This window comes from Synechococcus sp. LA31 (assembly GCF_018502385.1).
Lineage (GTDB): Bacteria > Cyanobacteriota > Cyanobacteriia > PCC-6307 > Cyanobiaceae > Vulcanococcus.
This window is the reverse complement of record NZ_CP075523.1, coordinates 389,356-414,573: the sequence shown is the minus strand read 5'-3', so window position 1 is coordinate 414,573 and position 25,218 is coordinate 389,356. Positions and strand designations below refer to the sequence as shown.

Genomic DNA, 25,218 nt, shown 5'->3' with positions numbered 1-25,218 from the left:
CGATGCGCTCCACGCTCAACGATCTGCTGCAGCAGTTGGTGCGGCGGGGCTGGCCGAAGATCGACAGACCAGACATCCACCACCAGCGCGGCTCAGCTGGTCCTTGGTGGACCATCGATGTGGGTTGTGTGGCCTTGGGCAACATCACCACGGTGACGCTTCACCCTTGGCAGCAGGGGCTACTGGACTTTTCGATCACCGTGCTGGTGGACGGTGACGACACGATCCAGTCGTTCGAACTGGAATGCAATGCCATGCCCATACCGGTAGCCCTGGTGAATTGGTGGGGCGGCTTGGACGTCGCTCTAAACCAGGCCATGCAGCTCAGGGATCAACTGATCGCCGCCTGGGACCGCGAAATCAGCACCGGTGGAGAACTGCCGTAAAGCCGTCAGGCGAAGCGGCGACGGCCATCGTTGAAGTTGCCAAACGGTGTTACCTCACCGCGACGCTCAGCGCCGCGGGCCTCGCTGAGCTTCCACACGTTGCGGCTCACGCGCCGTGCCCTTAGGCCACCGCGCTCCACGTCGGCACCGCCAGGACGGGCTCCCATCAGATACGTGACCTCGGCAGTGCTTAAGGGTGCGCCGGTCTGCAGGGCTAACTGCGTGAGCTCTAGGCGTTGGCGCAGGGCTCCAACGTCACAAGCGCCACCATCTTCAGATTCTTGCCACACCCACGGCAACTCACCGCTTGCGGCCATCTTCTGCATCAAGCCCATCCCCACCAGGGCCAGAGCCTGTTCAGCGTTGAGGTCAGCAGCCTCCTGGCTGGCGGCGGGGGATGCAGAACGCTTAGCGGCCACGGGCACTCCTGCGGTGTATGCGCGGACGGTACCGGCTGCGGCCGGAGGCGCAAGACCATTGCGGCGCAACTCATCCTTCGGTTTCGAGGGAAGGCCAGGCCCTCGATCGCGAGGGATTCGCGGCGTCAGCAACTGTGCACTGGGATCAGGGCGGTAAGATCGCGCCGCATTAGAGAGCACGCCTCGCCTTGCCGCAGCGGATCCCAAGGCGAAGCTCCTCTGCTGTGCAGATCACCGGCACCAACGTGGGTTTCAGGGGCAGCGGCACGCCGCTGGATGAACTGCACCCCTCGGCTGCCAGCTGCGTGATCACCACCGATAGCGAGGCCCGGCTGGTGAGCCAGGCCAGCGCGGTGGAATCGATTGAGCTGCGCACCTACGTTTTTCTTGATTCCCTGCAGCCGCAGCTGGCGGCCTACATGGGAACCGTGAGCCAGGGCTTTTTGCCGATCCCAGGCGATGCCTGCCTGTGGCTCGAGGTATCCCCAGGCATGGCCGTCCACAGGGTCACAGATATCGCCCTGAAGGCGAGCACTGTGCGGCTTGGCCAAATGGTGGTGGAGCGGGCGTTTGGCTCGCTGGCGCTCTACCACCGTGATCAGAGCAACGTGCTCCATTCCGGTGATGTGGTGCTGGAAGCCATCGGCAGCAGCGTGGAGCAGCGCACCCGTTGCAGCGTGACCTGGACCGAAGTGATTCGAGCCATCACACCCGACCACGCTGTGCTGATCAACCGTCAGAACCGCCGCGGTTCGATGATTCAAGCTGGGATGAGCATGTACATCCTGGAAACCGAGCCCGCGGGCTACGTGCTGCTGGCGGCCAACGAAGCGGAGAAAGCGAGCAACATCACCGTTGTGGATGTGAAAGCGGTGGGGGCTTTTGGGCGCCTCACCCTGGCGGGGTGGGAAGGGGATGTGAACGAAGCAGCCGCGGCGGCCATGCGCTCGGTGGAGCAGATCAACCGCCGCTCCCGCTAGATCAGCCGATCCCCAGCAAGCGCTTGAGATCAGGGGCCAGGGTGCGGGCTGCTTTGCCACGGGAACCCAGCTTGTTCTTGAGGTGCTGCCCCATGCGGGCATAGGTCATTCCCGCTTCACGCACCCAGAAAATCGGGTCGTAGCCAGCTCCGTGACCATCTGGTGCCGTGAGGATTTCTCCGCGACAGATGCCCTGGGCCTCCAGCACGGCATCACCATTGGGATCAGCCAAGGCCATGGCGCTATTGAAGCTGGCGCTGCGATAGGGGGTCTCTCCCAGCTCCTTCAAGAGGCGATGGACGCGCTCGTGATCCGTGGGGGCGTAGCGGGCTGAGTAGAGCCCTGGAGCGCCACCCAATGCATCAACCTCCAGGCCCGAATCATCGGCCAAGGCCCAGGCGCCGGTGAGGCGGGCCACTGAGCAGGCCTTCAAGCGGGCGTTTTCCAGATACGTGCTGCCGGTTTCCTCAATCTCAAGGCCATCGGGCTGCTGAAGCACATCCAGGCCTACCGCGTCGAGCATGGCGCTGATCTCAGCAACCTTGCTGGCATTGCCGCTGGCGATCACCAGCCGCGGCCGGATCGAAGAGGAGCGCATCAAGGCCTGAGCCACAGCAGGTGGCCCATTGTGAACCCATGGGGATCAAGTGAATTGGGGAGGCAGGGACGGGTTGAACATTCCACCCCCCGAAACAAACTCCAGGGGTTCCTGCCTCTGATCAACCGTAAGGAGGGTTGCTGATTGAATCAACAGCCGCCGCCCGACCTGTGTGCGTGCGCGAACAGGACGGCGCGCTCGCTCTAGCGTGCTTCCGATGCAGCGAACACGGCCTTGGACACCAGCCTGATCCTGCAAAACCTGCTCACACCGCCGGTTCTGTTTTTCTTCCTGGGGGTCTTCGCGGTCGTCCTGGGTTCCGACCTGGAGATCCCAGCACCGCTGCCAAAGCTGTTCTCGCTGTATCTACTTCTGGCGATTGGCTTCAAGGGCGGCCTTGAGCTCCAGCAGTCAGGCCTCAGCGAAACGGTGCTGCTCACCATCGGGGCAGCCATGGCCATGTCGATGCTGGTGCCGCTCTACGGCTTTGCGCTGCTGCGGCTGAAGGTGGATGGCTTCAATGCCGCCGCCATCGCCGCCACCTACGGCTCGATCAGTGCGGTGACTTTCATCACCGCCGAAAGCTTCCTCGACACTCTCGGCCTCGACCACGACGGCTTCATGGTGGCGGCACTGGCCCTGATGGAATCGCCAGCCATCATCGTGGGATTGCTGCTGGTGAAGCTGGCAACGCCGACCAGCAAGACAGACGCGGAGACCATGCGCTGGGGCGCAGTGCTCAAAGAATCCTTCCTCAACGGATCGGTGTATCTGCTGGTGGGCAGCTTGCTGGTGGGTGTGCTCACCGCAGCCAACAGTCCCCAGGGCGCCGAAAAAATGCTCCCCTTCACCGACAAGCTGTTTTATGGCGCCCTGAGCTTCTTCCTGCTCGACATGGGCATCGTGGCGGCTCAGCGGTTGCGGGATCTCAAACAAGCAGGGGCCTTTCTGATTGGCTTCGCGTTGTTGATGCCGCTCGTTAACGCGCTGCTTGGAGCTTTCATCGCCAGGGGTCTGCAGCTGGGCCAAGGCAATGGGCTTTTGTTCGTGGTGCTTTGCGCTAGCGCGTCTTACATCGCTGTTCCAGCAGCCATGCGGATGACGGTGCCCGAAGCCAATCCAAGCTTCTACATCTCGACGGCCCTGGGGGTGACCTTCCCTTTCAACATTTCCGTAGGGATTCCCCTGTACATGGCCCTGGTGAATCGGTTGCAGCCATGAAGCGTGTGGATCTGATCTTCAGCGAACGGGAACTGGAGGCGGTGTTGCAGGCCATTGATCGAGCCGGCTGCAGTGGCTACACCGTGATCAAGCAGGTCACGGGCAAAGGCCCTCGGGGCACCGTCTCGGAAAGCCTGGCGTTCAGCGGCGTGGGGGCGAATGCTCACGTGGTGGTGTTCTGCAGGCCCGACCTGCTCGCTCCACTGCGGGATGGCGTGCGGCCGCTGCTGAATCGCTACGGCGGAGTTGGCTTCGTCTCCGATGCAGAACCGTTTTGATCCGGAGGCAACCCAGCGGCAAAAACAGTGCCGAGCACAACGATTCCAAGAGGTCTTGGGCCGATCACAAGAAGCATTCCCAAAGGTTTGTAACGCACTGATCAGCGCCGCTTATCAGCGGCAGCGAAGACAGTGATCGTGAAGAGTCCCCAAATGGCTTGACGGGAGGTTGAGCTGGCGAGCAAGGTTGCAGGCGAACATTCCACCCCTCCTCCAGGAGCAGGTAATGGCTAACGAAACCATGGGCATCGCCCTCGGCATGATCGAGACCCGGGGTCTCGTGCCCGCGATCGAGGCCGCTGACGCCATGACCAAGGCCGCCGAAGTGCGCCTGATTGGCCGCGAATTCGTGGGCGGCGGTTACGTCACCGTGCTCGTCCGTGGCGAAACCGGCGCTGTGAACGCTGCCGTTCGTGCCGGCGCTGATGCCTGCGAGCGCGTGGGTGATGGCCTGGTTGCTGCTCACATCATTGCTCGCCCCCACCGTGAAGTGGAGCCTGCTCTGAACAGCAGCGCCGGCTTCGTTGGTTCGAAGGACTGAGGCCTGAAGCGCGCCCTTGAGGGCCGCTCCATTCTCTGACTCATTTCCCTCGACCCACCCGGAGATCCTCCATGGCTAAGAAGTACGACGCTGGGGTTAAGGAGTACCGCGACACGTATTGGACTCCTGATTACGTTCCCCTCGACACCGACCTGCTGGCTTGCTTTAAGTGCACCGGCCAGGAAGGTGTGCCTAAGGAAGAAGTTGCCGCTGCTGTGGCTGCTGAATCCTCCACCGGCACCTGGTCCACTGTGTGGTCCGAGCTCCTCACCGACCTCGACTTCTACAAGGGCCGCTGCTACCGCATCGAAGACGTTCCTGGCGACAAGGAAGCCTTCTATGCCTTCATCGCCTACCCCCTCGATCTCTTCGAAGAGGGTTCTGTCACCAACGTGCTGACCTCCCTGGTCGGCAACGTGTTCGGTTTCAAGGCGCTGCGTCACCTGCGTCTGGAAGACATCCGCTTCCCGATGGCGTTCATCAAGACCTGCATGGGTCCCCCGAACGGCATCCAGGTCGAACGCGACCGTATGAACAAGTACGGCCGTCCCCTGCTGGGTTGCACCATCAAGCCGAAGCTCGGCCTGAGCGGCAAGAACTACGGCCGTGTGGTGTATGAGTGCCTTCGCGGCGGCCTCGACTTCACCAAGGACGACGAGAACATCAACTCGCAGCCCTTCCAGCGCTGGCAGAACCGTTTCGAGTTCGTGGCCGAAGCTGTGAAGCTGTCGGAACAAGAAACCGGCGAGAAAAAGGGTCACTACCTCAACTGCACGGCAGCGACCCCCGAGGAGATGTACGAGCGCGCTGAGTTCGCCAAAGAACTCGGCCAGCCGATCATCATGCACGACTACATCACCGGTGGCTTCACGGCCAACACCGGTCTGGCGAAGTGGTGCCGGAAGAACGGCATGCTGCTGCACATTCACCGTGCCATGCACGCGGTGATCGACCGTCACCCCAAGCACGGCATTCACTTCCGTGTGCTGGCTAAGTGCCTGCGTCTCTCCGGTGGTGACCAACTCCACACCGGCACCGTGGTGGGCAAGCTCGAGGGTGACCGTCAGTCGACCCTCGGCTACATCGACCAGCTGCGTGAATCCTTCGTTCCCGAAGATCGCAGCCGCGGTAACTTCTTCGATCAAGATTGGGGTTCCATGGGCGGCGTGTTCGCCGTGGCCTCCGGCGGTATCCACGTGTGGCACATGCCCGCGCTGGTGAGCATCTTTGGCGACGATTCCGTGCTCCAGTTCGGTGGTGGTACCCACGGTCACCCCTGGGGTTCCGCTGCTGGTGCTGCTGCGAACCGCGTGGCTCTCGAAGCCTGCGTCAAAGCACGCAATGCCGGTCGCGAAATCGAGCGCGAAGGCCGCGACATCCTCATGGAAGCCGCGAAGCACAGCCCTGAGCTGGCCATCGCTCTCGAGACCTGGAAGGAAATCAAGTTCGAGTTCGACACCGTCGACAAGCTCGACGTCAACTGAGCCAATCGCTAACGGGAATTGGGAAGCAACACCTTGTTGTTTCCCTCCCAAGCATTCATTCCATCCATCTCAAGGAACCCCATGCCTTTCAAGAGCACCGTGGGTGACTACCAAACAGTCGCCACCCTGGAGACCTTCGGCTTCCTCCCGCCGATGACCCAGGACGAGATCTATGACCAGATCGCGTACATCATTGCCCAGGGTTGGAGCCCGCTCGTCGAGCACGTCCACCCCAGCAACTCCATGGCCACTTATTGGTCTTATTGGAAGCTGCCCTTCTTCGGTGAGAAGGATCTGAGCGTCATCGTGAACGAACTCGAGGCCTGCCATCGCGCATACCCCGACCATCACGTGCGTCTCGTGGGCTACGACGCCTACACCCAGAGCCAAGGCGCTTGCTTCGTGGTGTTCGAAGGCCGCTGATTCAGCGCCTGTCGACTTAGGTCCCGGTTTATCCGGGACCACACCTTTTTGCACTGATCGTTCTAGTCAGCGATCGGTATTTTTCTTGCAACGTCCTGCAGGCCTGTGCAATCACAGGGCAGGTCGTGCTGCAACCCCAGTCATTCCATACGCCGGGCGGACATGGCCACCAAATCGAGTCGCGAAGCAGCCCTGGAGCGCCGTAAGGCCCTCACTGACGGAGGCAAGAAAGCCTCCAGCCGTGTGAGTTCAGGCGGTGGGCGCGTGCGCACCGCAGCGGATGCCCGCCCCACCCGCACCCAGGCCGCTCCGGCTGCAGCGCCAACGTCGTCCGCTGCGGTCGTTCCTCAGGCCAGTCGCAGCTTGCGTGCTCCGACCACAACGCCCGTGCGCAGCACTTCTACCCCCAAGCGCGTGAGCAATCCCAGCCGCGACCTGGTTTTGGCTCGGCGGGAGGCCCTTGCACGCGGTGGCAAGCGAGCGTCTCAATCGCGCGATCGCACGCGTACAGATTTGGCGAAGGAGGCTCCGAAAGAAGCTCCTAAAACCGCGGCGACTGAGCACAAATGCAAGTGTCAAGAGCACGACACTGCCCACAACAACCGCAGCCAGGCCGCAAGCCTGTCTTTGACCAGCCGCTCAGGCTCCACCAATACCAGCGTTAATCGCCCTGCCACCCGCAAGGCAGCTGCGCAGCACAACCCCAGCCGCGCCTTGGTGCTGGCCCGCCGCGAGGCGCTCTCCAAGCGTGGCAAATCAGCTAGCAGCACAAGCAAGAGTGGCGCCGCCGCTGTGGCACGCCAGATCAACCCCGATCTCAGCGCCCGCGAGCTGGCCCAGAAGGTGCGCGAGCTCAAGAGCAAGACCGGCGCTGCTGGCAACGCACGCAACAGCGGCACCCGCCCGAGCGGCCCCAACCGCCACGGCGCCAAGCAAGCCGCTGCCGCCGATGCCTCCTGGAAAGTAGGCGTGAGCGAGACCCTTTCCGGCCAGACCGTCACCGGCACGCAGGCCAACCGTTCGGTGAAGACCACCGGCAATGAAGCCGCCACCTGCCGCTCCATCACCGGCACCGAATACCTCGGCGCTGAAGTGTTCCAAACGTTCTGCGGCACCAAGCCCGCTGCACCGGTTCAACCAGCCAAGGTGCGTGTCAGCGCCACCAGCCACGGCAACCGGGTGACCGGCAACGAAGTAGGCCGCAGTGAAAAGGTCACCGGCGATGAGCCCGGCACCTGTAAGCAAGTCACCGGCACCGAATACATCTCCGCCAACCAGTCCGCCACCTACTGCGGCGGCACTACGCCGTCTGTGCGCAAGGTGGGTCAAAGCCAAACCCTCGGTGGCCAGGCCGTGAGTGGTGTGATGGTGGGTCGCAGCGAGCGCGTCACCGGTGATGAGCCCGGTTCTGGTCGCCAGCTCACCGGTGATCAATACCTGGGCGCTGAACTGCCCGCCACCGGCCAGGCCCCAGCCAAGGTGAATGCTTTCAACACCCTGCGTGGCACAGGCATTACCGGCACTGCGGTGGGTCGCAGCGAGCGCGTCACCGGTGATGAGCCCGGAAGCTGCCGCATCGTGACCGGCGACGAATACATCGGTAGCCAACAATTCGAAGGGTTCTGTGGCAATCGCCCTGCCCCTGAAGCCGCCAAGGTGGGTTTCAGCGTGACCAACCGAAATCAGGTGGTGAGCGGTACACGCACCGGCCGCTCCGCCAATGTGACCGGCGATGAGCCCGGCACTTGCAAGGTGGTGACCGGCACCCCTTACGCAGGTCTTGAGCAGGCTGGTGACTTCTGCAACGCCCAGGCAGTACGCGCCACCCGTGAGCGCACCGCCGTGCGCAACGCCAACCGTATGACCGGCATCCAACCCGGAATTGGCGGCGTGATGACGGGGGCTGAGCGCGGTGCCTGCGAAGACGTCACCGGAACCCCGTATGTGGGTGCTGATCAACAGGCTGCAGCCTGCGGCACCGCGCCCAGCCGCGATGCCGATTTTCCCCAGCCCTTGAACCAGGCCACCTGGCAGCAGTTCAGCGTTCAATCACCAGCCCGTGCCGCACAGGTGGAACGCGAACGCAGCGGCGCGGTCACCGGCAGCACCTACGAGCAAGGCGGGAAGATCACCGGCCCTTTTGACATGGCCAGCGGCAAGGTGACCGGCACGGAGCAATTCCGATTCGACCGTCGCGCCAGCCAACGTCTGGCCGCCGCTGGCTCTGCTCCTGTGAGCATGGATGAGGATCTGCGCCCCACCTCCCGAGTGACCGGCGAGGGATCGGGTACCAAAGTCACCGGCGACGACTGGGATCGTGGCGACCACGTGACCGGCACTGAGGGCAGCTCAGCCCGACGCCGTAACCCCACCCGCGTCGGTCCGATGAGCGGCATGCCCGGTCAGCAAAACAAGCGCAATCAGGAGCTTCCTCCTCCCAACAACAAGGTCACCGGCTCCAGCGGCAGCACCGATCAGGGTTCCCTGATCACGGTGTCCGGCGGCGCCCGGGGCTGAGGAGACCATGAACATGCGTCGGAGAACCGCCATCAACCAGCGGGCCCAGGGCCCAACGGCTCCCCGACGCCGATTCAACAGCGCTGGGGAATCGAATCCGGCAGGACCAACGGCTGATCAGGAGCCGGCTGCACTCAATCCCACGTCGTCGCTGAGCAAGGTGCTACGTCAGCGCGAACTGGCGAGTCGTGCGCGCACCGGCAACTCCCGCAGCAGCCGGCAGGCTGCATCCACCAGGCCCAAACCTGAGGTGGACGCTGGTTCATCCCGGTCAACCCGGCGGGTTCGCCCTGTGGCGGCCCAAGTTGTCATCCGCCCCTCCTCCGGCGGTCTACATCCCCTCAGCCACGGCGAAGCCAATGCCGCGCTGCGGGCCTATGAGGAGCGCACCCTCGGGGCCTTCGATCACATCGTGCCCGTGCTCAAGCGCATTTCCGCGCTGCAGCACGAACCAGAGTTCATCGGCCAAGCCCAGCGGGTTGCCATGGCCGAGCTCGGCCATGAGCTGCCTCTAGCGGTGCTGGAAACCGCATGGACCAGCCAACTGGACATGCGCACCCTGTTTGCCTGGTGTGTGTTTGAGGCGTACGAGCAGAGCAGCCTGTCGTTCTTCAACGACGATCCTCTGGCTGCTCAATCGGGTAGCGCCGATGCCGAACGGTTCAACACGTTTCTGCTCGAGTGTGGCTTTCACCTGCTCGACATCACCCCCTGCGCCGATGGCCGCCTAGCTCACGCCATCGCCTACGTGCTGCGACTGCCTTTTAGCTCAGTGCGACGCCGCTCTCACGCCGGCGCCATGTTTGATGTTGAAAACACGGTGGATCGCTGGGTGAAGACCGAGCACCGCCGCTATCGCGAGGGTCGACCCAACCCCGCCCACAGCGAGACCCGCTACCTCAAGGTGGTGGTGTATCACTTCAGCTCGAAGGATCCCTGCCATGAGGGCTGCGCAGCCCACGGCAGCGACGATCAAGCGGCCGCTGCTCAAGGGCTGCAACGCCTTAAAGACTTCCAGCAGGCCGTTGAGAACAGCTTCTGCTGTGGGGCGTCAGTCGACCTGTTGCTGGTTGGGATGGATACCGATACCGATGCCATCCGCGTGCACGTACCAGGCAGCGAAGGCGGCACAGATCTTGATCACTGGCTTGATGCCCGCGATGTGTACGAAGCCACCCGCAGCCTCAACGCCGAGCAGGGCCGTCAGCGGATTGAAGCGATGGTGCAGGAGGCCGCGGCAGCCGCACCTGATGCAGGCATGGTGAAGCTCATCGCCCGCCTCATGGAGCACAACATCTCCCAAATCGATTACGTGCGTCAGTACCACGGCGGGGCTTACAGCGATTTCGGGCATGCCGAGCGCTTCATTGGCGTGGGCATCGGCTTCAAGGAAGTGCATCTGCGCAACCTCACCTATTTCGCCTACATGGACACCGTGGAAGAGGGCGCTCCCGACCTTGATGTGGGCGTGAAGATCTTCAAGGGCCTCAACGTGTCGCGTGGGCTGCCGATTCCTGTGGTGCTCCGCTTCGACTATCACGGTGGGGTGCCGGGTGCGCGCGAGCGAGCCATCACCCACTGCGAGCGGGTCAAGACCGCCATCGAAGCCCGCTACAGCGACCTCTGCCAGCAGGGCCTGCTGCATACCTTGCTGACCGTGCGGGATCGCGATCGGCATGTGCCGGCCGAAACCGTAAGTTCCTCAATCACCTTCAACACCGGAGGGGGTCACTGAGATGTTGATTTGCAAAGTGGTGAAGCCACTGGTTTCCACCAACCGCATCGCTGACTTCCAGCACAAGCATCTTCAGGTGGTGCTCGATGGCAGCACACAAAAGGTGGCCGTGGATGCCGTGGGAGCCATCCCAGGCGACTGGGTGATCTGCGTGGGCAGTTCAGCAGCCCGCGAAGCCGCAGGCAGCAAGTCTTATCCCAGCGACCTCACAATCGTGGGGATCATCGATCACTGGGATCCCGACGCCGCTAAGGACATGGCTGCCGGCAAACCAGCTAACCCCGCTGCACCCAGCAGCGGTGGAGGTCTCAAATAATGGAGATCATGCAGGTGATGGGGTCGCTGGTGTGCACCCAACGGGTTGAGGGCTTTGCTCACCAAAACCTACGCATCCTGCGCACGAGTAAAGGAAAGCTCAATGTGGCCTGCGACCCCGTGGGCGCCTCTCCCGGCAACTGGGTGTTCACCGCGAGTGGTTCGGCCGCTCGCCACGCCACCGGCAACGCCAACCTGTTCACCGATCTCACGATCGGGGGCATCATCGACCACTGGTCGCCCGACGGCTAAGGAACCAACCCCGTTCCTCCCGGCACCGTTCAACCCTGAACATCGCCAGGTCCACCCCGTTCCACTGCGACCTCCCACCGGGCTCAGCCCACCACCGCCATGGCCACTCCCCGATCCCGAGCTTCCAGCGCCTCGGCCTCCGGTAAGCCGGCAGCCACGCCAGCCGCTGCCACCTCCACCACGCCCGTGACGGCCATTCCCGCTCCGGCGGCCAAGCCTGCCGCAACCAGCAGCACGGCCGTCACCGTGACCGCCCAGACCGTGACCACAAAAGCTGTGGCCAGTCAACCCGCGGCCAGCCGCCGCAGCACCAGCACCAGCACCAGCACCACCCGCAGTTCCACTGCCGCCGGCCGCGGCAGCAGTGGCAGCAGCACCGGCGGTGGTGGTGGCAACAACCGTTCGTCTTCCTCCAGCAGCCTCTTCCCCATGGCCTCTTCCGTTCAGGGCATTGCCCTCGGCATGATCGAAACCCGCGGTCTGGTGCCAGCCATTGAGGCTGCTGATGCCATGACCAAGGCTGCCGAGGTGAGCCTGATCGCCCGGGAGTTTGTGGGTGGTGGCTACGTGACCGTGATGGTGCGTGGCGAAACAGGTGCCGTCAATGCCGCTGTGCGCGCCGGCGCTGACGCCTGCGAGCGTGTGGGCGACGGCTTGGTGGCAGCCCACATCATCGCCCGGCCCCACGGCGAAGTGGAGCCCGCGCTGGCTAGCACCAACAACCGCCGCGCCTGATGAACATGGACGCCGTGCATCCACGCGTCCTGGGCTATCTGGGCCGCGCCCTGAGCCTTGAGCTCACAGCTGTGCAGCAGTACATGACCCAGGCCTCCTTGGTGGGGCTCTGGGGTGATGAGGCCTCCGCTGAGCGCTTCCGTGAGGAAACCGTGGAGGAGATGCAACACGCCGAGCGCATTGTTCAGCACATGCTCCAGCTTGGTGTGGCTCCGGCCGCCTCCCAACTCCAACCGGTGGGCCATGCGCCGGATCTCGTGGGATTACTCGAGCTCAATGCTGAGCTCGAGCAGCAACTGATCGATCACTACGACGAGGCATCTCGCTTCTGCCGTGTGATCCACGATGAGGCCAATGCTGCCTTCTTCCAGGCACTTTTGGAGGACGAACAGAACCACAGCCGTGACCTGGAAGCCTGGCTGCTGCAGCTGGGCGGCCGCCGCCGCCGCGGTTACGCCCTCTACGCCACCAACGCCGATCGCCGCGATCGCCGCTCCAGAGCCACCTTTTGAGCGACGCCCTCCCGCTTCCGCTGCAGCTGATGTGGCTGGTGCCGTTGTACGGCTTCAGCGGCATGCTGCTGTCTTTGCCCTGGGCCACAGGCTGGATCAAACGCAATGGGCCCAGGCCTGCCGCCTATCTGAACCTGCTGGTCACCCTGCTCGCGGTGCTGCACGGCAGCCTGGCCATCACGGAGGTGGTGAGCCTTGGCCCCCAACACCTCGACTTCCCCTGGTTCCAAGCGGCCGATTTAGATCTACGCATCGGCTTCGACCTTTCGCTGACCAATTTGGCGGCGCTGGAGCTGATCACCACCATGAGCCTGGTCACCCAGGTGTTCGCCCTGGGTTATCTCGATAAAGAGTGGTCGCTGGCCCGCTTCTACGCCTTGGTGGGCTTCTTTGAAGGGGCCATGGCTGGTGTGGTGCTGAGTAGCAATCTGTTTATGAGCTATTTCCTGCTGGAGATGCTCACCCTGTCCACCTATCTGCTGGTGGGCTTCTGGTACGCCCAGCCCTTAGTGGTCACAGCCGCCCGCGATGCCTTCCTCACCAAACGGGTGGGAGATGTGTTGCTGCTGATGGGCGTGGTGGCGATCTCGGCCTGGGCCGGTTCGATGGAATTCAACGATCTCTATGCCTGGGCAGCGGAGGCCAGAGACCACAACCTGATCAGCCCACTGGCCGGAACGCTGCTAGGGCTGGGCCTGATTGCCGGTCCGATGGGCAAATGCGCTCAATTCCCGATGCACCTCTGGCTGGATGAGGCGATGGAGGGTCCTAACCCTGCCTCGATTCTGCGCAACTCCGTGGTGGTGACGTGCGGAGCAATCGTGCTGCTCAAGCTGATGCCAGTGGTGGCCCTCTCACCGATCGCCACCGATGTGCTCCTGGCGGTGGGCACGATCAGCGCGATCGGGGGAGGCCTGGTGGCGATCGCCCAGGTGGATCTCAAGCGCGCATTCAGTTACTCCACAACGTCTTATTTGGGCCTGGTGTTTATCGCCATTGCCCTGCAGCAGCCGGGTCTGGCCCTGCTGCTTCTGTTTGCTCATGGCCTAGCCCGAGCGCTTCAGTTCATGAGTGTTGGCAGCATCATTGCCACCACCAACTGCCAAGACCTGACCGAGCTCGGGGGTCTAGGCACACGCATGCCTGCAACGGCAACGGCCTTCCTGGTCGGCAGTGCCGGCGTGGTGGGCCTCCTCCCTCTGGGCGGTTTCTGGTGCTACGGCTTGCTGGTGGAAGACTTCCGTCATCTGGCACCGGCCTTCGCAGCAGTGTTCCTGCTCACCAACGTGCTGGCGGCCGCCAATGTGACCCGCGTGTATCGCTCACTGTTCCTCGGGCCGGCCCTGCCGAAGACCAAACGTGCACCGGAAGCCAACTGGTTGATGGCCTTGCCCATGGTGAGCCTCACGGTGATCGTGCTGTTGCTCCCCCTGATCATGCAGCGCATCGATCCGGTGCCGGGCATCGCCTCGTTCTCGATACCCGTTGCCATTGCAGTAGTGGCCAGTGGTGTGGTGGGCGTGGTGCTCGGGTCGCTCACCCCTCTCGATGCCTTCTGGTCACGCTCCCGCCAACCCAACGTGCGCCTGGTGCAAAACCTGCTCGCCTACGACTTTTATACCCCTGAGATTTACCGGCGCACGATTGTGGCCCTGGTGGCCTCACTGGCACGCTTCACCCGCTGGTTTGACATCACCGTGATCAAGGGCGCTGCGGATGGACTGGGGCGTGTCTCACTCGCCACGGCGGAGGGGCTGAAGCTCAGCGTGAGCGGCCAATTGCAGAGCTATGTGCTCACAGTGATCGTGGCTGTGGTGCTCTTCATCGGCTCACTGCAGGTGTTGCGAGGCGTGGGCTGAAGCGATGCTGCTCTCTTCTCTTTTGCTTGTTCCCTTCCTGGGAACCCTGGCGCTACTGGCCTGGCCGGGGCAGCCCAGCCCAGCCAGGCTGCGCCAAATCACTATCGTGATTCTGGTGCTGCAGCTCGCGTTGAGCCTGCTCACGGCATTGCAGTTCCAGCCACAGCTGCCGGGCATGCAGCTGCAGGAACTCCACCGCTGGGTACCCAGCATCGGCCTCGATTACGCCCTAGGGGTGGATGGCCTCTCGCTACCCCTGGTGCTGATTAACGCAGCGCTCACGCTGGTGTCAGCGGTGATCACGCGCGATATCAGCAAACGTCCGCGTCTCTACTTCGCCATGTTGCTGTTGATCAGCGGCGCGGTGAATGGTGCCTTCCTGGCCGAAAACCTGCTGCTCTTCTTCCTGTTCTATGAGCTGGAATTAATTCCGCTCTGGCTGCTGATCTCCGTATGGGGCGGCGTGAACCGCGGCTACGCAGCCACGAAATTCCTGATCTTCACAGCCGTGTCTGGAATGTTGATTCTGGGCGCCTTCCTCGGGCTGGCATGGCTCACAGGCACGGTTGATTTCAGCCTCACACCAGTCGTGAGCGAGCGCCTGGCGATGGGCGGCCAGCTCTGGCTACTAGGGGCCATCCTGATCGGGTTCGGGATCAAGATTCCGCTGGTGCCGCTGCACAACTGGCTGCCAGATGCCCATACCCAAGCCTCCACACCGGTGTCGGTTCTGCTGGCCGGTGTGCTGCTGAAGCTTGGAACCTATGGACTGTTGCGCTTCGGCTTGCAACTCTTCCCCGAAGCCTGGGCCAAGCTGGCCCCAGCGTTAGCGATCTGGGCAGCGATATCAGTGCTCTACGGCTCACTGGCAGCCATCGCGCAGACCGACATGAAACGGATGGTGGCCTACAGCTCCGTGGGCCACATGGGCTATGTGCTGCTAGCCGCAGCTGCCAATACGCCTGTGAGCCTGCTGGGGGCGGTGTTCCAGATGGTGAGCCATGGCCTGATCTCAGCCCTGCTGTTTCTGCTGGTGGGCATCGTTTACCGCAAGACCGGCACCCGCGATCTCGATGTGCTGCGGGGCCTGCTCAACCCGGAGCGTGGACTGCCGCTCACCGGCTCGCTGATGATTGTGGCGGTGATGGCGAGCGCCGGCCTGCCAGGCATGGCGGGCTTCATTTCAGAGTTTTTGGTGTTCCGCGGCAGCATCACCGCTTTCCCACTGGCCACGCTGCTCTCGATGGTGGGTTCAGGCCTCACGGCTGTGTATTTCCTGCTGCTGGTGAACCGAGCCTTTTTTGGCCGACTGGCGATCACCCCTGCCAGCGGCGATCCCGTGCGCGATTCCCGCCTGGATGTACAACTCAACAGCGTGGCGCCACGCGAAACCATCCCTGCCCTGGCCCTGGCTGCAGCAATCGTGGTGATAGGCCTGGTGCCGAGCAGCCTCGGCAATCTGAGCGAAGTGGCGACCACTGCCTTAGCCAACCTTGCAACCGGAGTGAGCTGAGATGCCCGTAATCTCCCAAGAGCTGGTTCACGCCAATCTGTCGATTGATCAGCAGGAGGTGAAGCGCCGCCTACTGAGCGGTGAAACCCTGCTCAGCGATACAGCTGATCACCTGCTTGAGGTGGTGGGTGTGCTGGAAAGCTATGGCGAGGTGCTGGATGCTTACAGCATCAACCTGATCTATCAAGCGGAAGAGCAGTTTCTCAATCCCTTCCCCATCTTCAAATATCTCGACGGCGACCTCAAACCAGCCAAGATCTGGCGCCACCTCAACCACGACCGCATCAATTTTGAATATGCGGAGTATTGCCAGAAGGCGATGTTCTGGCACGCCACAGGCGGCATGGACGCCTATCTCGATAGCCAGGACTTCGCCGATCATTGCCAGCGGATCATCGCTGCCAAACGGCGGCGTGACCCGCTGCTGGCTCTACTCAATCCCCTATTCCCGGGCTTCTTACCGGAACTGATCCGTTCCGCCGCCACCACCCATGCCCTGGGACAGTTCTGGCGGGTGATGAGCGATCTGTTTCTCGATCTGGCTGCTGCCGAACGCGATGGTCGCGTGCGCTCCATCCCTGAGGTGGTGGCGTTCATCAAAGACGGCCTTGTAACCGCCGCCGCCAATCCGATCCAATACAGCGTGATGATCCACGGTGAACGCTTCTGGGTGCTGCCGCCGGAGGCTGGCCTCACCTTCCTTGTGGATGTCGCTGTGCCCTACGTGGAAGCGGTGTTCCTGCGGGGAACACCCTTTCTGGGCACCGTGAGCTTCAACGCCCAGGCGCAGCAGATCTCCCCCGATCAGGCGCAATTCACCTATGGGGCGCTGTATGCCGATCCCCTGCCCAGCATGGGGGCTGGCATCCCACCGAGCCTACTGATGCAGGACATGTATCGCCACCTGCCCGAAACGCTGCATCAGTGGTATCTGGAGCGCACTCGAATGGAAGGTGATGTGCGCGTGAAGATCTGCATGAGCTTCCAGAAGTCGATGTTCTGCGTCACCAACGCCGCCATCAACGGCACCATGCCCCACCCACTCGAGAGCAGCGATCCGGAAGCCCAGGCCGCCAACGATGCCTATGCCGAAGCGTGGTCCCAGCGCCTTGGCATCGCCCGAACGGATTGCCTGGCTGCCTGAAGTCGTAATTTTGACCCTATGGATCATCAGTGGACCCCCCGGCCCAAGCCAGATCGCGTGGAGTGGCTGGAGCGCCGTATCGAATTCGATGACTACGCCAGCAACCGCGCCTTTCTCGATCGGCTCAATGATTTTTGCGAAACCGAAGGCCGCTACCCGGATATCAGCTTCGGGCGTACATACGTGAACATCACGCTGCGAGCTGAGGAAGAAGGTGCCGACATCGGCGAGGCTGACCACGCCTTCGCCGCAGCGATCGATGGCCTCGTCTGAGCATCCAGACAACACTCCGGTGAATCTCGAGGCCGCCTACGAGGGGGCCCAGGTGCACGAAGTGCTTGAGCAGCTCGATCAGGAGCTCATCGGCCTGAAGCCGGTAAAAACGCGGATCCGCGAGATCGCAGCCCTGCTGGTCGTTGACCGGGCCCGCAAGCAGGTGGGGCTCTCCACCACCGCCCCCAGCCTGCACATGTCGTTCACCGGACGGCCTGGCACGGGCAAAACAACCGTGGCCGCAAGGATGTCGCAGATCCTGCACCGCCTTGGCTATGTGCGCAAAGGCCATGTGGTGACCGCCACCCGCGACGACCTCGTGGGCCAGTACATCGGCCACACGGCCCCAAAAACACGCGAGATGCTCAAGAAGGCGATGGGTGGCGTGTTGTTCATCGATGAGGCCTATTACCTCTACCGGCCTGAAAACGAGCGGGATTACGGCGCCGAAGCAATCGAGATCCTGCTGCAAGTGATGGAGAACAACCGCGATGATCTGGTCGTGATCTTCGCCGGTTACAAAGAGCGGATGGATGTGTTCTATCAGAGCAATCCCGGCCTCTCCTCCCGGGTGGCCAACCACATCGATTTCCCCGACTACAGCGCAGAAGAGCTGCTGGCGATCGCGCGGCTAATCCTGGCGGAGGAGAACTACCGCTTCAGCGACGAAGCGCTGGCCGCCTTCGCCGACTACATCCAGCGGCGGATGCAGCTGCCCTTCTTTGCCAACGCCCGCTCGATCCGCAACGCCATCGATCGCGCCCGCATGCGCCAGGCCAACCGCCTGTTCAACCGGATGACAAGCGGCTCGCTCACCAAGCTGGACCTGATGACCATCGAAGCCGACGACATCACCGCAAGCCGCGTGTTTACTGGCCAGCTGGAAGGGCTCGATCCGAGCGAGCCCATCACGGGCTAAGCCAGCGCCTCACTTGGTGCGGCGGCGTGAATCGATCTGCAACAGGTCACGCACCTGCTGCACCTGCCTGCCCAGCTGAGGGTCGGCGCCGAGCTTCTTATCGATCTGCTCCACCGCGTACATCACGGTGGAGTGATCTTTGCCGCCGAATTCATCGCCAATGCGCGGGAGCGAAAGATTGGTGCCCTGGCGCATCAGATACATTCCCACCTGGCGCGCTTGGCTCACGGCCCGTTTACGGCTGGGGCTCTTCATCTCCTCTACGCTCACGCCAAACACCTCGGCCACCTTGTTCAGAACCTGAGCGGGGGTCACCTCCACCTCCACACCGGCGGGATCGAGCATCGGTGCCACCGATTCCACCGTCATCGGCAGTCCGGTGATTGAAGCGAACGCCACAGCTCGCGTTAGCGCACCCTCGAGTTCGCGAATATTGGAGGTGAAACGGCCGGCCAGGTACTGGATCAGGTCACGCGGCAGGCTCACCCGCTCCTGCTCTGCCTTCTTGTGCAAGATCGCCATGCGCGTTTCCAGATCAGGCGTCTGGATATCGGCGATCAGGCCCATGGAGAAGCGGGAGATCAAGCGCTCTTGCAAGCGCGGAATTTGCGAGGGGGGCCGATCGCTGGCAATCACGATCTGGCGTCCTGCCTCATGCAGAGCATTGAAGGTGTGGAAAAACTCTTCCTGGGTGTATTCCTTCCCTTCGATGAACTGGATGTCGTCTACCAAGATCAGATCAGCGGCGCGGTAGCGGTCGCGGAATTTCTGCATGCCGTCCTTGCGGATGGCCTGGATCAGATCGTTGGTAAAGGTTTCGGTGCTCACGTAGGCCACGCGGGCCTCAGGATCAATCTCCAGGCGGTAATGGCCAATCGCCTGCATCAGGTGGGTCTTGCCAAGCCCCACCCCACCACAAATAAACAGAGGATTGAATTCGCGGCCCGGTGCCTCAGCCACTGCCAAGGCCGCCGCGTGGGCCATGCGGCTGTTAGGGCCCACCACAAAGCGGTTGAACACGTAGCGGGGGTTGAGCCCAGGCGCGAGCTTGCGAGGCGCCTCACCGGTGGGCAGCCGCTGGGCAGCGGCCGCCGCCGGCAGTGACGACTCCCCCACTGGGCTGGCCTCACCGGGTGCTGCGGCCACCTGAAGACCGTGGCCATTGAGCCCCTGAGCCAGCTCGGGATCGGTGCCGGCTTCCACCTGCACGCTGATGGTCTGGCCAGCGAGCTCGCTGGCCACCGCCGCGATGGTGACCAGATAGTTCTTGCGCAGCCAGCCGCTGGCGAAAGCATTCGGGGCAATCAGCTGCAGCTCCGTGCCGTTGAAACCAGCGCAGCGGGCCGGACGGATCCAGGTTTCGAAGGTGGGCTTGGAGAGGTTGCCCTGCAGGGCTTCTTGAACCTGACGCCACAGCGTTTCGCCTTGCTGCACCGCCAATCAACCCCGCCGGCCACCGAATATAGGGGCAGTGCCCGAAGGGGAAACGTTACCTATGATGCGCAACCCAAGCCGCCCATCGCTGCTGGGAGCCCTGCTGCTGTCAGGCCTGCTCACGGCCTGCAACGGTGGCCTGCCCGGGCGGCGGGGCGGCGACCCCACCCGGGTGAGTGATGCACCGCCGAGCGCAGCACTACAACCCGGGAATAACTTCATCGTGAGCGCCGTGGACAAGGTGGGGCCAGCGGTGGTGCGCATCGACACGGTGAGGCGCGTGGTGAATCCGCTGGGCGGCCTGTTCGGTGGTGGCCCCTCCATCCAGCAGCAGCAGGGACAGGGCTCGGGATTCATCACCCGCTCCGATGGCGTGATCCTCACCAATGCTCACGTGGTGGAGGGAGCCAGCGAGGTGGGTGTGACGCTGCCTGATGGCCGCAGCTTCCGGGGCAAGGTGCTCGGGGCTGATCCGATCACGGATGTAGCCGTGGTGAAGGTGGCTGCTGCAGGGCTTCCCGTGGCGCCGCTGGGCGATTCAGCCAAGGTGCGCCCAGGTGAATGGGCCATCGCTATCGGAAACCCGCTCGGGCTCGACAACACGGTGACCGCCGGCATCATCAGCGCGGTGGAACGCACCAATGCGGTGGGCGAGGGCCAGCGCGTGCCTTATCTCCAGACCGACGCCGCCGTGAACCCCGGCAACAGCGGCGGTCCGCTGATCAATGAGCGGGGCCAGGTTATTGGCATCAACACCGCGATTCGCCAGGCACCAGGCGCCGGCCTGAGCTTTGCGATCCCGATCAACCTGGGTCGCCAGATTGCCGCCCAGATCCTGGAGAAGGGCCGGGCCTCCCACCCCTATATCGGCGTGCGACTGCAATCGCTCACCCCCCAGCTGGCCCGCGAGGTGAACGCCACTAACGCCGAATGCAAGCTGCCGGAAACCAACGGCGTGGTGGTGGTGGAGGTGATGCCGGGCAGTCCAGCTGCACGGGGCGGGCTGCAAGCCTGCGACCTGATCGAGCGTGTGGGCAAAACCGAGGTGGATAACCCCTCGGAAGTGCAGGTGGCCGTGGATCAAGGGCGGGTCGGCGAACCACTCAACGTGCAGGTGCAACGCGGTGAAGACCAGCTCAACCTTGAGCTAAAGCCGGCTGAACTGCCCCGCCAGAACTGAGCCGATGAGCCGATGTCTCCGGCGCCTGGTGGTGCTGGCCCGCTGGCCGGCCCCCGGGCGCTGCAAGCGGCGCCTGGCCGCCAGCTGCGGTTCCAGCCGCCAGGCGGCAGCCATGCAAAAGCGGCTGACCTGGCACACGATCCACACCGCCGGGCTAGGCGCCCACCAAGCCGAAGCTGAACTGCTGCTGGCTGCAGCGGGCCTGGGCCCGCGTGCCCTGCGGCGCTGGAGACAGCAACTAGGCAGCACAACAACACAGCTGCAGCTCACCCTTCAAGGTGGCGGCACGCTCGGCTGTCGCATGCAACGCCAATGGCAACGGGGCTTCACAGCCGGTTGCCAGCAGGTGGTGTTAATCGGCAGCGACTTACCAGGCCTGGAGCCTGGCGATCTACGGCAGGCCTTTGCTCTGCTGGAGCACAACCCACTGGTGCTGGGGCCGGCCAGTGATGGCGGCTACTGGCTGATCGGGCTCAACCGCGTGGGCTTTGATCGCTGCGGGGCCGCGCTGATGAGTGGCATCGCCTGGGGCAGCGACCAAGTGCTGGGCTCCACCCTGGCCGCTGCGGTGAACCTGCAATTGCCAGTGGCGTTGTTGCGGGAGCAGAGCGATCTGGATCGGCGTACTGCGCTGGAGCCGTGGTTGCTGCGGGCCAAGGGCAGCCGATGATCACTGAAGTGGCGATTGCATCGATGCCGGAGCGTCAGCCGGTCCACAGCCAGCCGCCCAAACTGGCGCGCCGCAACGCCCTACGCGTGGCCTGGCAGATGGCTGCACGCATGCGGCTCGACCTGCTGCTGCTGGCGATGCTTTGCGGCCTGGTGCTGGTGGCTAAGCAACAGATGCCCATGAAGCGGCTGGAATTCATCGATGGATCGGGGCTCTCGATGCTGGGCATCGCCGTGTCGATCTTTGTGGCCTTCCGCAACACCCAGGCCATCAACCGCTGGTGGGAAGCGCGGGTGCTGTGGGGCGACATCACCAACTGCAGTCGCCATTGGCGCGACACACTGCGCACACTGATCGGCGATGACAACCGCCTGCAGGCGCAGCAACAACGCCTGGTGGCCCTGCAGGTGTTGCAGTGCTGGCTGCTCAACTTTGAGCTGCGGGGGTTCTGGCGCCGGGATGCCCGACAGCTGGTGAGCGAACTGAGCCACAGCCTGGGCTTAGCCGACAGCGTGAGACTCGATCAAACGATGGCGCTGCGAGCCGACCTGATCGGCGGCTTGTACCGAGACGATGCCATCAACGACTGGGGCCGCGATGCCCTACTCAGGGGCACGGAGGCCTTCACCAATGCATTGGGCGGGCTGCAACGGATCCGCAATACCCCGCTTCCCCCCACCTACGACGTGTTCATTCGCCTGATCTGCTGGCTCTACGGCTACGCCCTGTTCTTGACTTTCACCCACCGGGGGCTGGTCTTCACAGGTCTGGTGTTGTTCCTGGGATTTGTCACCGCCGAGCGCATCGGCGCCTACGTGGAGGGTCCGTTTGATCAAGACGGCAGCAGTTTCTGCGTACCCATGGATGTGGTGTGTCGCACCATCAGCACCGACCTGCTGGGCTCAGGCCATGGCCTGGCAGGCCTACCACTGAGCAACGACCCCAGCCAGTGGTCCTGAGCCGAGCCGAGCTGGCCGTGGTGATCCCGGCCCTCGATGAAGCAGGCCGGCTGCCCCTGCTGCTCGCCGACCTGGCCCAGGCGCCGAGTGATCTGATTGCGGAGCTGGTGGTGGCGGATGGCGGCAGCAGCGATGGCACCCCCCAGCTCGCCCGGCTCGGCGGTGCCGAGGTGGTGCACAGCCTCGCCGGGCGGGGAATACAACTGGCGCGCGGCATCAGCGCTACAACCGCTCCCTGGCTGCTGCTGTTGCATGCCGACGCCCGCCTCTGCCGGGATTGGTCTGCGGTGGTACGCCGAGCGATCAAGCAACCGCCTGCCGCCTGGGCTTTTGAGCTGGCTATCGAAGCGCCTGGGATCAACCTGCGGCTGCTGGAGCTGGCGGTGAGGCTGCGCTGCCGATGGCGGCAGCTCCCCTACGGCGATCAGGGACTGCTGCTGCCGCGGTTGCTGCTTGAGCGGGCGGGCGGGATGCCCGAGCTCCCCCTGATGGAAGACCTGCTGCTGATTCAGCGTCTGCAGAAGCTCAGCCGGATTCGCAGCCTGCAACGACCGCTGCAGGTGAATGGCCGCCGCTGGCAGCGCCATGGCGTGCTGGGCACAGCCTGGCGCAATGCCGCCCTGCGGCGAGCCTGGCGGCGGGGCGCTGCAACAGAGGTGCTGGCCCGGCACTACTACGGCAGAGATGGTGCAAATGGTGCAGCTTCACCAGAATGAACGCCATGAACCAAAGGTCCGGCTGGTGGCGCAGCATCGGCCGCGAATGGCGGCACCAGCGGCTTGAGCATCCCCGCAGTCTGCGAACCGTGGTGGTGGTTTGGCTCCTGCTGAGCGGATCGCTGGCGGGGCTGCTCTGGCAGCAGCGCTGGCTGCTGCTGCAACAGCGCCAAGCCCGGCAGGGGCAAACCGATCAAGGCCTGCTGCAGCTGCGGGTGAACAGCCACAAGATCACCGCCCTCGACTGGGGTCACTGGGATCCGGTCTACGCCTACGCCGTTGGCAACGACCCAGGCTTTGAGGCGCGGGAGCTCAACAACTCCTCGATCCTCCAAGACGGACAAGGCTTGTTGGTGGTGAACGAGCGCAGCAAGGCACTGCTCGCACGGGGCGACGCGATCGCCGATGGGATGACGCCGCAGCTTCTGCAATGCCTGCTGGGACATCTGCAACGCCTGGAAGCACGACCGGGTGCTGTCGTTAGTGGCCTTGCTTACGGATTTCATTGCCAGGCTGGAGAGCGCTCGGTGCTGGGGGCCGTCACGGGGATCCGCCGCAGCGACAGCGGTGGCGAACCACGGGGCTGGCTGATGCACTTCAGCCGGATTGAACGCCCCAGCTACAACACGGAGGTGAATGCCGCTTTTCGACGCATCAACGCCAGCCTGCGCAACCAACCGAGCGGGGAGGCCACCCCAGCCAACAGCCTCAATGAGCTGCTAGCGAGCGAAGAGCAGCTCTACCTGCAACCACCGCGCTCACCCTGGCAGCAGGGCTGGCTGGCCCTCGAAGAGATGGCACCTCCCTGGCTAGGAATCAATGGTCTGGTGGGCGTCATCGGAGTCGGAGGGCTGCTCAGCTTGCGGGAGGTCCGCCGGCGGGAGTTACACGTGGAGCGCAACCGGCGCTATCAGTTGCGGGTGCTGCGCCAGGAGCTGCCTGGCCCACTGTTGAGTCGCAGCGAGTTGCTGCAGGCGATGCGCCAACCCGGTGAGGATCCGAGCGAGCTATGGATTGCGGCCCTACAGCTGAAGGTGATTCTCTTCCGCGATTCCATTCATCACCATGGTCAGGCCCAAAACCTGGCGCTGGCCTGGCTGGGGGAGCGATTGCAGCAGCTGGAGCACACCCGGCACCTGGCACTCGGGGACAACAACACTCTGCTGCAGGTGCTTAAGCCATCAAGCGCCGAAGCACACGAGGAGCACCGCCAGCTCGAACAGCATCTGTCAGACCTGCAGCAAGCCATGGCTGAGGCGATGCAATTGGCGGTGGGTGGAATTTTCACCCGGCTGGATACAGCAGATGTGGCCCAGCAACTGGCAGACCTGGCGCTATTGCTCAGCCATGGCGACGCCCCTAGCGGTATGCAGCGCATCGCCGAAGGGGTGGCCCCAACGGCTAGGAAGCTGAGGCAACAACAGAGCCGCGACTTCGATCTCACCCGCTCAATGAAGAGCCTGCAGGAGCACCGCTATGCCCTGGAGCCGGTGTTAAACCTGGCAAGCGGGCAGCGGCACGTGGCCTACAGCGAAATGCTGTTCCGGCTGCCGGCGGAACTCGAAGACTCGATCAGTGTGCAGGAGCTGGTGCTGGCCCTCGAGCGCAACAACAACGTGTATCTCCTGGATCAGCTGATGCTGCGGCGGGCGATCACGCTTCTCCAGGAAGACGGCGACGAGACGCAACAGCTAGGGGTAAATATCTCAGCGCTGAGCATCGGATCCGACGCTCACATCACAAACTTGCTGGCGCAATTGCGCGCCCTGCCCGAAACGGTGCGGCGGCGGCTGGTGCTGGAAGTGACCGAAACGGCACTGGTGGCCAAGCCAGAGATGATGGAGCGGCAGCTGCAGCAGCTGCGCGACTTCGGTATCCGCATCGCCATCGACGACTTTGGGATGGGCTATGCCTCGATCGGGTATTTGTTTCAGCTGCAGCCTGACTTTCTCAAGCTCGACCTCAGCTACAGCCAACGCCTCAACGATGCCAACGTGGATGCGCTGGTGGACTTTCTGGTGCGGTATGGCGACATCAATGATTGCGGTGTGATCCTGGAGGGAATTGAAACCGAAGCGCAGTTGCACTACTGGCAAACACGCGGGGTGGAGCTCTTCCAGGGTTATTTGTTCAAACAGCCATCGAGCGCCTAAGC

General features: G+C 63.2%; 27 protein-coding genes. 23 read left to right on the top strand and 4 right to left on the bottom strand.

Features of this window, described 5'->3' with window-relative positions; all coding sequences use genetic code 11:
* Positions 1-2: 2 nt before the first annotated feature.
* On the top strand, positions 3-386 hold the full coding sequence (locus tag KJJ24_RS02245; protein WP_214340583.1) for a hypothetical protein: 384 nt from the start codon (positions 3-5) through the stop codon (positions 384-386).
* Between the two features lie 5 nt (positions 387-391).
* On the opposite strand, the gene KJJ24_RS02240 is transcribed toward KJJ24_RS02245, so the two are convergent.
* Positions 392-805: a hypothetical protein gene (locus tag KJJ24_RS02240; protein WP_214340582.1), complete on the bottom strand. Its 414-nt coding sequence runs from the start codon at positions 803-805 to the stop codon at positions 392-394.
* A gap of 245 nt (positions 806-1,050) precedes the next feature.
* Here KJJ24_RS02240 and KJJ24_RS02235 point away from each other — a divergent pair, with 245 nt between their 5' ends.
* The gene (locus KJJ24_RS02235; RefSeq protein WP_250544978.1) at positions 1,051-1,785 is read left to right on the top strand and encodes a BMC domain-containing protein; all 735 of its coding nucleotides are present in this window, start codon (positions 1,051-1,053) and stop codon (positions 1,783-1,785) included.
* A gap of 1 nt (position 1,786) precedes the next feature.
* On the opposite strand, the gene rdgB is transcribed toward KJJ24_RS02235, so the two are convergent.
* Positions 1,787-2,383, bottom strand: coding sequence for an RdgB/HAM1 family non-canonical purine NTP pyrophosphatase (gene rdgB, locus KJJ24_RS02230; RefSeq protein WP_214340581.1), 597 nt, complete (start codon positions 2,381-2,383; stop codon positions 1,787-1,789).
* 234 nt (positions 2,384-2,617) lie between these two features.
* On the opposite strand from rdgB, the gene KJJ24_RS02225 reads away from it, so the two are divergent.
* From KJJ24_RS02225 to KJJ24_RS02185, 9 genes are all read left to right on the top strand, one after another.
* Positions 2,618-3,604 (top strand): sodium-dependent bicarbonate transport family permease, encoded by a 987-nt coding sequence (locus KJJ24_RS02225; RefSeq protein WP_214340580.1) that lies wholly within the window; start codon positions 2,618-2,620, stop codon positions 3,602-3,604.
* Positions 3,601-3,882, top strand: a complete 282-nt coding sequence (locus KJJ24_RS02220; RefSeq protein ID WP_214340579.1) for a P-II family nitrogen regulator — start codon at positions 3,601-3,603, stop codon at positions 3,880-3,882. Before KJJ24_RS02225 ends, KJJ24_RS02220 begins: the two co-directional genes overlap by 4 nt.
* A 226-nt stretch (positions 3,883-4,108) precedes the next feature.
* Entirely contained in the window at positions 4,109-4,423 is a 315-nt protein-coding gene (locus KJJ24_RS02215) for a BMC domain-containing protein (RefSeq protein ID WP_094587519.1), read from the top strand.
* 71 nt (positions 4,424-4,494) lie between these two features.
* The gene (locus tag KJJ24_RS02210) at positions 4,495-5,907 is read left to right on the top strand and encodes a form I ribulose bisphosphate carboxylase large subunit (protein WP_214340578.1); all 1,413 of its coding nucleotides are present in this window, start codon (positions 4,495-4,497) and stop codon (positions 5,905-5,907) included.
* A gap of 81 nt (positions 5,908-5,988) precedes the next feature.
* On the top strand, positions 5,989-6,330 hold the full coding sequence (locus KJJ24_RS02205) for a ribulose bisphosphate carboxylase small subunit (RefSeq protein WP_214340576.1): 342 nt from the start codon (positions 5,989-5,991) through the stop codon (positions 6,328-6,330).
* Between the two features lie 162 nt (positions 6,331-6,492).
* Positions 6,493-8,847 carry a CsoS2 family carboxysome shell protein gene (locus KJJ24_RS02200; protein ID WP_214340574.1) on the top strand — a complete coding sequence of 785 codons (2,355 nt, stop codon included), beginning with the start codon at positions 6,493-6,495 and terminating at the stop codon, positions 8,845-8,847.
* 13 nt (positions 8,848-8,860) lie between these two features.
* Entirely contained in the window at positions 8,861-10,582 is a 1,722-nt protein-coding gene (locus KJJ24_RS02195) for a carboxysome shell carbonic anhydrase (protein ID WP_250544868.1), read from the top strand.
* A 1-nt stretch (position 10,583) separates the two neighbouring features.
* Complete coding sequence (locus KJJ24_RS02190) at positions 10,584-10,898, top strand: carboxysome peptide A (RefSeq protein ID WP_214340572.1); 315 nt, start codon at positions 10,584-10,586, stop codon at positions 10,896-10,898.
* Positions 10,898-11,149 (top strand): carboxysome peptide B, encoded by a 252-nt coding sequence (locus KJJ24_RS02185; RefSeq protein ID WP_214340570.1) that lies wholly within the window; start codon positions 10,898-10,900, stop codon positions 11,147-11,149. Before KJJ24_RS02190 ends, KJJ24_RS02185 begins: the two co-directional genes overlap by 1 nt.
* Positions 11,150-11,232: 83 nt before the next feature.
* Here the strand turns inward: KJJ24_RS02185 and KJJ24_RS02180 are convergent, their stop codons facing one another.
* Positions 11,233-11,418, bottom strand: a complete 186-nt coding sequence (locus KJJ24_RS02180; protein WP_214340568.1) for a hypothetical protein — start codon at positions 11,416-11,418, stop codon at positions 11,233-11,235.
* Between KJJ24_RS02180 and KJJ24_RS15065 the strand changes: the two genes are divergently transcribed.
* Genes KJJ24_RS15065 through cbbX form a run of 7 tightly spaced genes read left to right on the top strand, consistent with a single transcriptional unit; the run spans position 11,336 to position 18,104 of the window.
* A complete protein-coding gene (locus KJJ24_RS15065) occupies positions 11,336-11,884 on the top strand; it encodes a BMC domain-containing protein (protein WP_305803598.1) in 549 nt (182 codons plus the stop codon). The two genes, KJJ24_RS02180 and KJJ24_RS15065, sit on opposite strands and share 83 nt — an antisense overlap.
* Positions 11,885-11,889: 5 nt before the next feature.
* On the top strand, positions 11,890-12,396 hold the full coding sequence (locus tag KJJ24_RS02165) for a ferritin-like domain-containing protein (protein WP_250544867.1): 507 nt from the start codon (positions 11,890-11,892) through the stop codon (positions 12,394-12,396).
* Complete coding sequence (locus KJJ24_RS02160) at positions 12,393-14,255, top strand: NAD(P)H-quinone oxidoreductase subunit F (RefSeq protein ID WP_214340561.1); 1,863 nt, start codon at positions 12,393-12,395, stop codon at positions 14,253-14,255. The genes KJJ24_RS02165 and KJJ24_RS02160 overlap by 4 nt, the downstream gene beginning before the upstream one ends.
* 4 nt (positions 14,256-14,259) lie before the next feature.
* Entirely contained in the window at positions 14,260-15,768 is a 1,509-nt protein-coding gene (locus KJJ24_RS02155; protein ID WP_214340560.1) for an NADH-quinone oxidoreductase subunit M, read from the top strand.
* 1 nt (position 15,769) lies between these two features.
* Positions 15,770-16,912: a CO2 hydration protein gene (locus tag KJJ24_RS02150; protein ID WP_214340557.1), complete on the top strand. Its 1,143-nt coding sequence runs from the start codon at positions 15,770-15,772 to the stop codon at positions 16,910-16,912.
* Between the two features lie 18 nt (positions 16,913-16,930).
* Positions 16,931-17,185, top strand: coding sequence for a 4a-hydroxytetrahydrobiopterin dehydratase (locus KJJ24_RS02145; protein WP_214340555.1), 255 nt, complete (start codon positions 16,931-16,933; stop codon positions 17,183-17,185).
* Positions 17,172-18,104 carry a CbbX protein gene (gene cbbX, locus KJJ24_RS02140; RefSeq protein ID WP_214340553.1) on the top strand — a complete coding sequence of 311 codons (933 nt, stop codon included), beginning with the start codon at positions 17,172-17,174 and terminating at the stop codon, positions 18,102-18,104. The genes KJJ24_RS02145 and cbbX overlap by 14 nt, the downstream gene beginning before the upstream one ends.
* 9 nt (positions 18,105-18,113) lie before the next feature.
* Here the strand turns inward: cbbX and dnaA are convergent, their stop codons facing one another.
* Positions 18,114-19,544 (bottom strand): chromosomal replication initiator protein DnaA, encoded by a 1,431-nt coding sequence (gene dnaA / locus KJJ24_RS02135; RefSeq protein WP_214340551.1) that lies wholly within the window; start codon positions 19,542-19,544, stop codon positions 18,114-18,116.
* A gap of 55 nt (positions 19,545-19,599) precedes the next feature.
* Between dnaA and KJJ24_RS02130 the strand changes: the two genes are divergently transcribed.
* From KJJ24_RS02130 to KJJ24_RS02110, 5 genes are read left to right on the top strand one after another with little or no spacing between them, the layout of a single operon-like run.
* Positions 19,600-20,718: a trypsin-like peptidase domain-containing protein gene (locus tag KJJ24_RS02130; RefSeq protein ID WP_214340549.1), complete on the top strand. Its 1,119-nt coding sequence runs from the start codon at positions 19,600-19,602 to the stop codon at positions 20,716-20,718.
* Between the two features lie 4 nt (positions 20,719-20,722).
* A complete protein-coding gene (locus tag KJJ24_RS02125; protein WP_214340547.1) occupies positions 20,723-21,388 on the top strand; it encodes a TIGR04282 family arsenosugar biosynthesis glycosyltransferase in 666 nt (221 codons plus the stop codon).
* The gene (locus KJJ24_RS02120; protein ID WP_250544866.1) at positions 21,385-22,347 is read left to right on the top strand and encodes a bestrophin family ion channel; all 963 of its coding nucleotides are present in this window, start codon (positions 21,385-21,387) and stop codon (positions 22,345-22,347) included. Before KJJ24_RS02125 ends, KJJ24_RS02120 begins: the two co-directional genes overlap by 4 nt.
* Positions 22,338-23,063 carry a TIGR04283 family arsenosugar biosynthesis glycosyltransferase gene (locus KJJ24_RS02115; RefSeq protein ID WP_371811758.1) on the top strand — a complete coding sequence of 242 codons (726 nt, stop codon included), beginning with the start codon at positions 22,338-22,340 and terminating at the stop codon, positions 23,061-23,063. Before KJJ24_RS02120 ends, KJJ24_RS02115 begins: the two co-directional genes overlap by 10 nt.
* Positions 23,064-23,068: 5 nt before the next feature.
* Positions 23,069-25,216 carry an EAL domain-containing protein gene (locus tag KJJ24_RS02110; RefSeq protein ID WP_214340545.1) on the top strand — a complete coding sequence of 716 codons (2,148 nt, stop codon included), beginning with the start codon at positions 23,069-23,071 and terminating at the stop codon, positions 25,214-25,216.
* Positions 25,217-25,218: the final 2 nt, after the last annotated feature.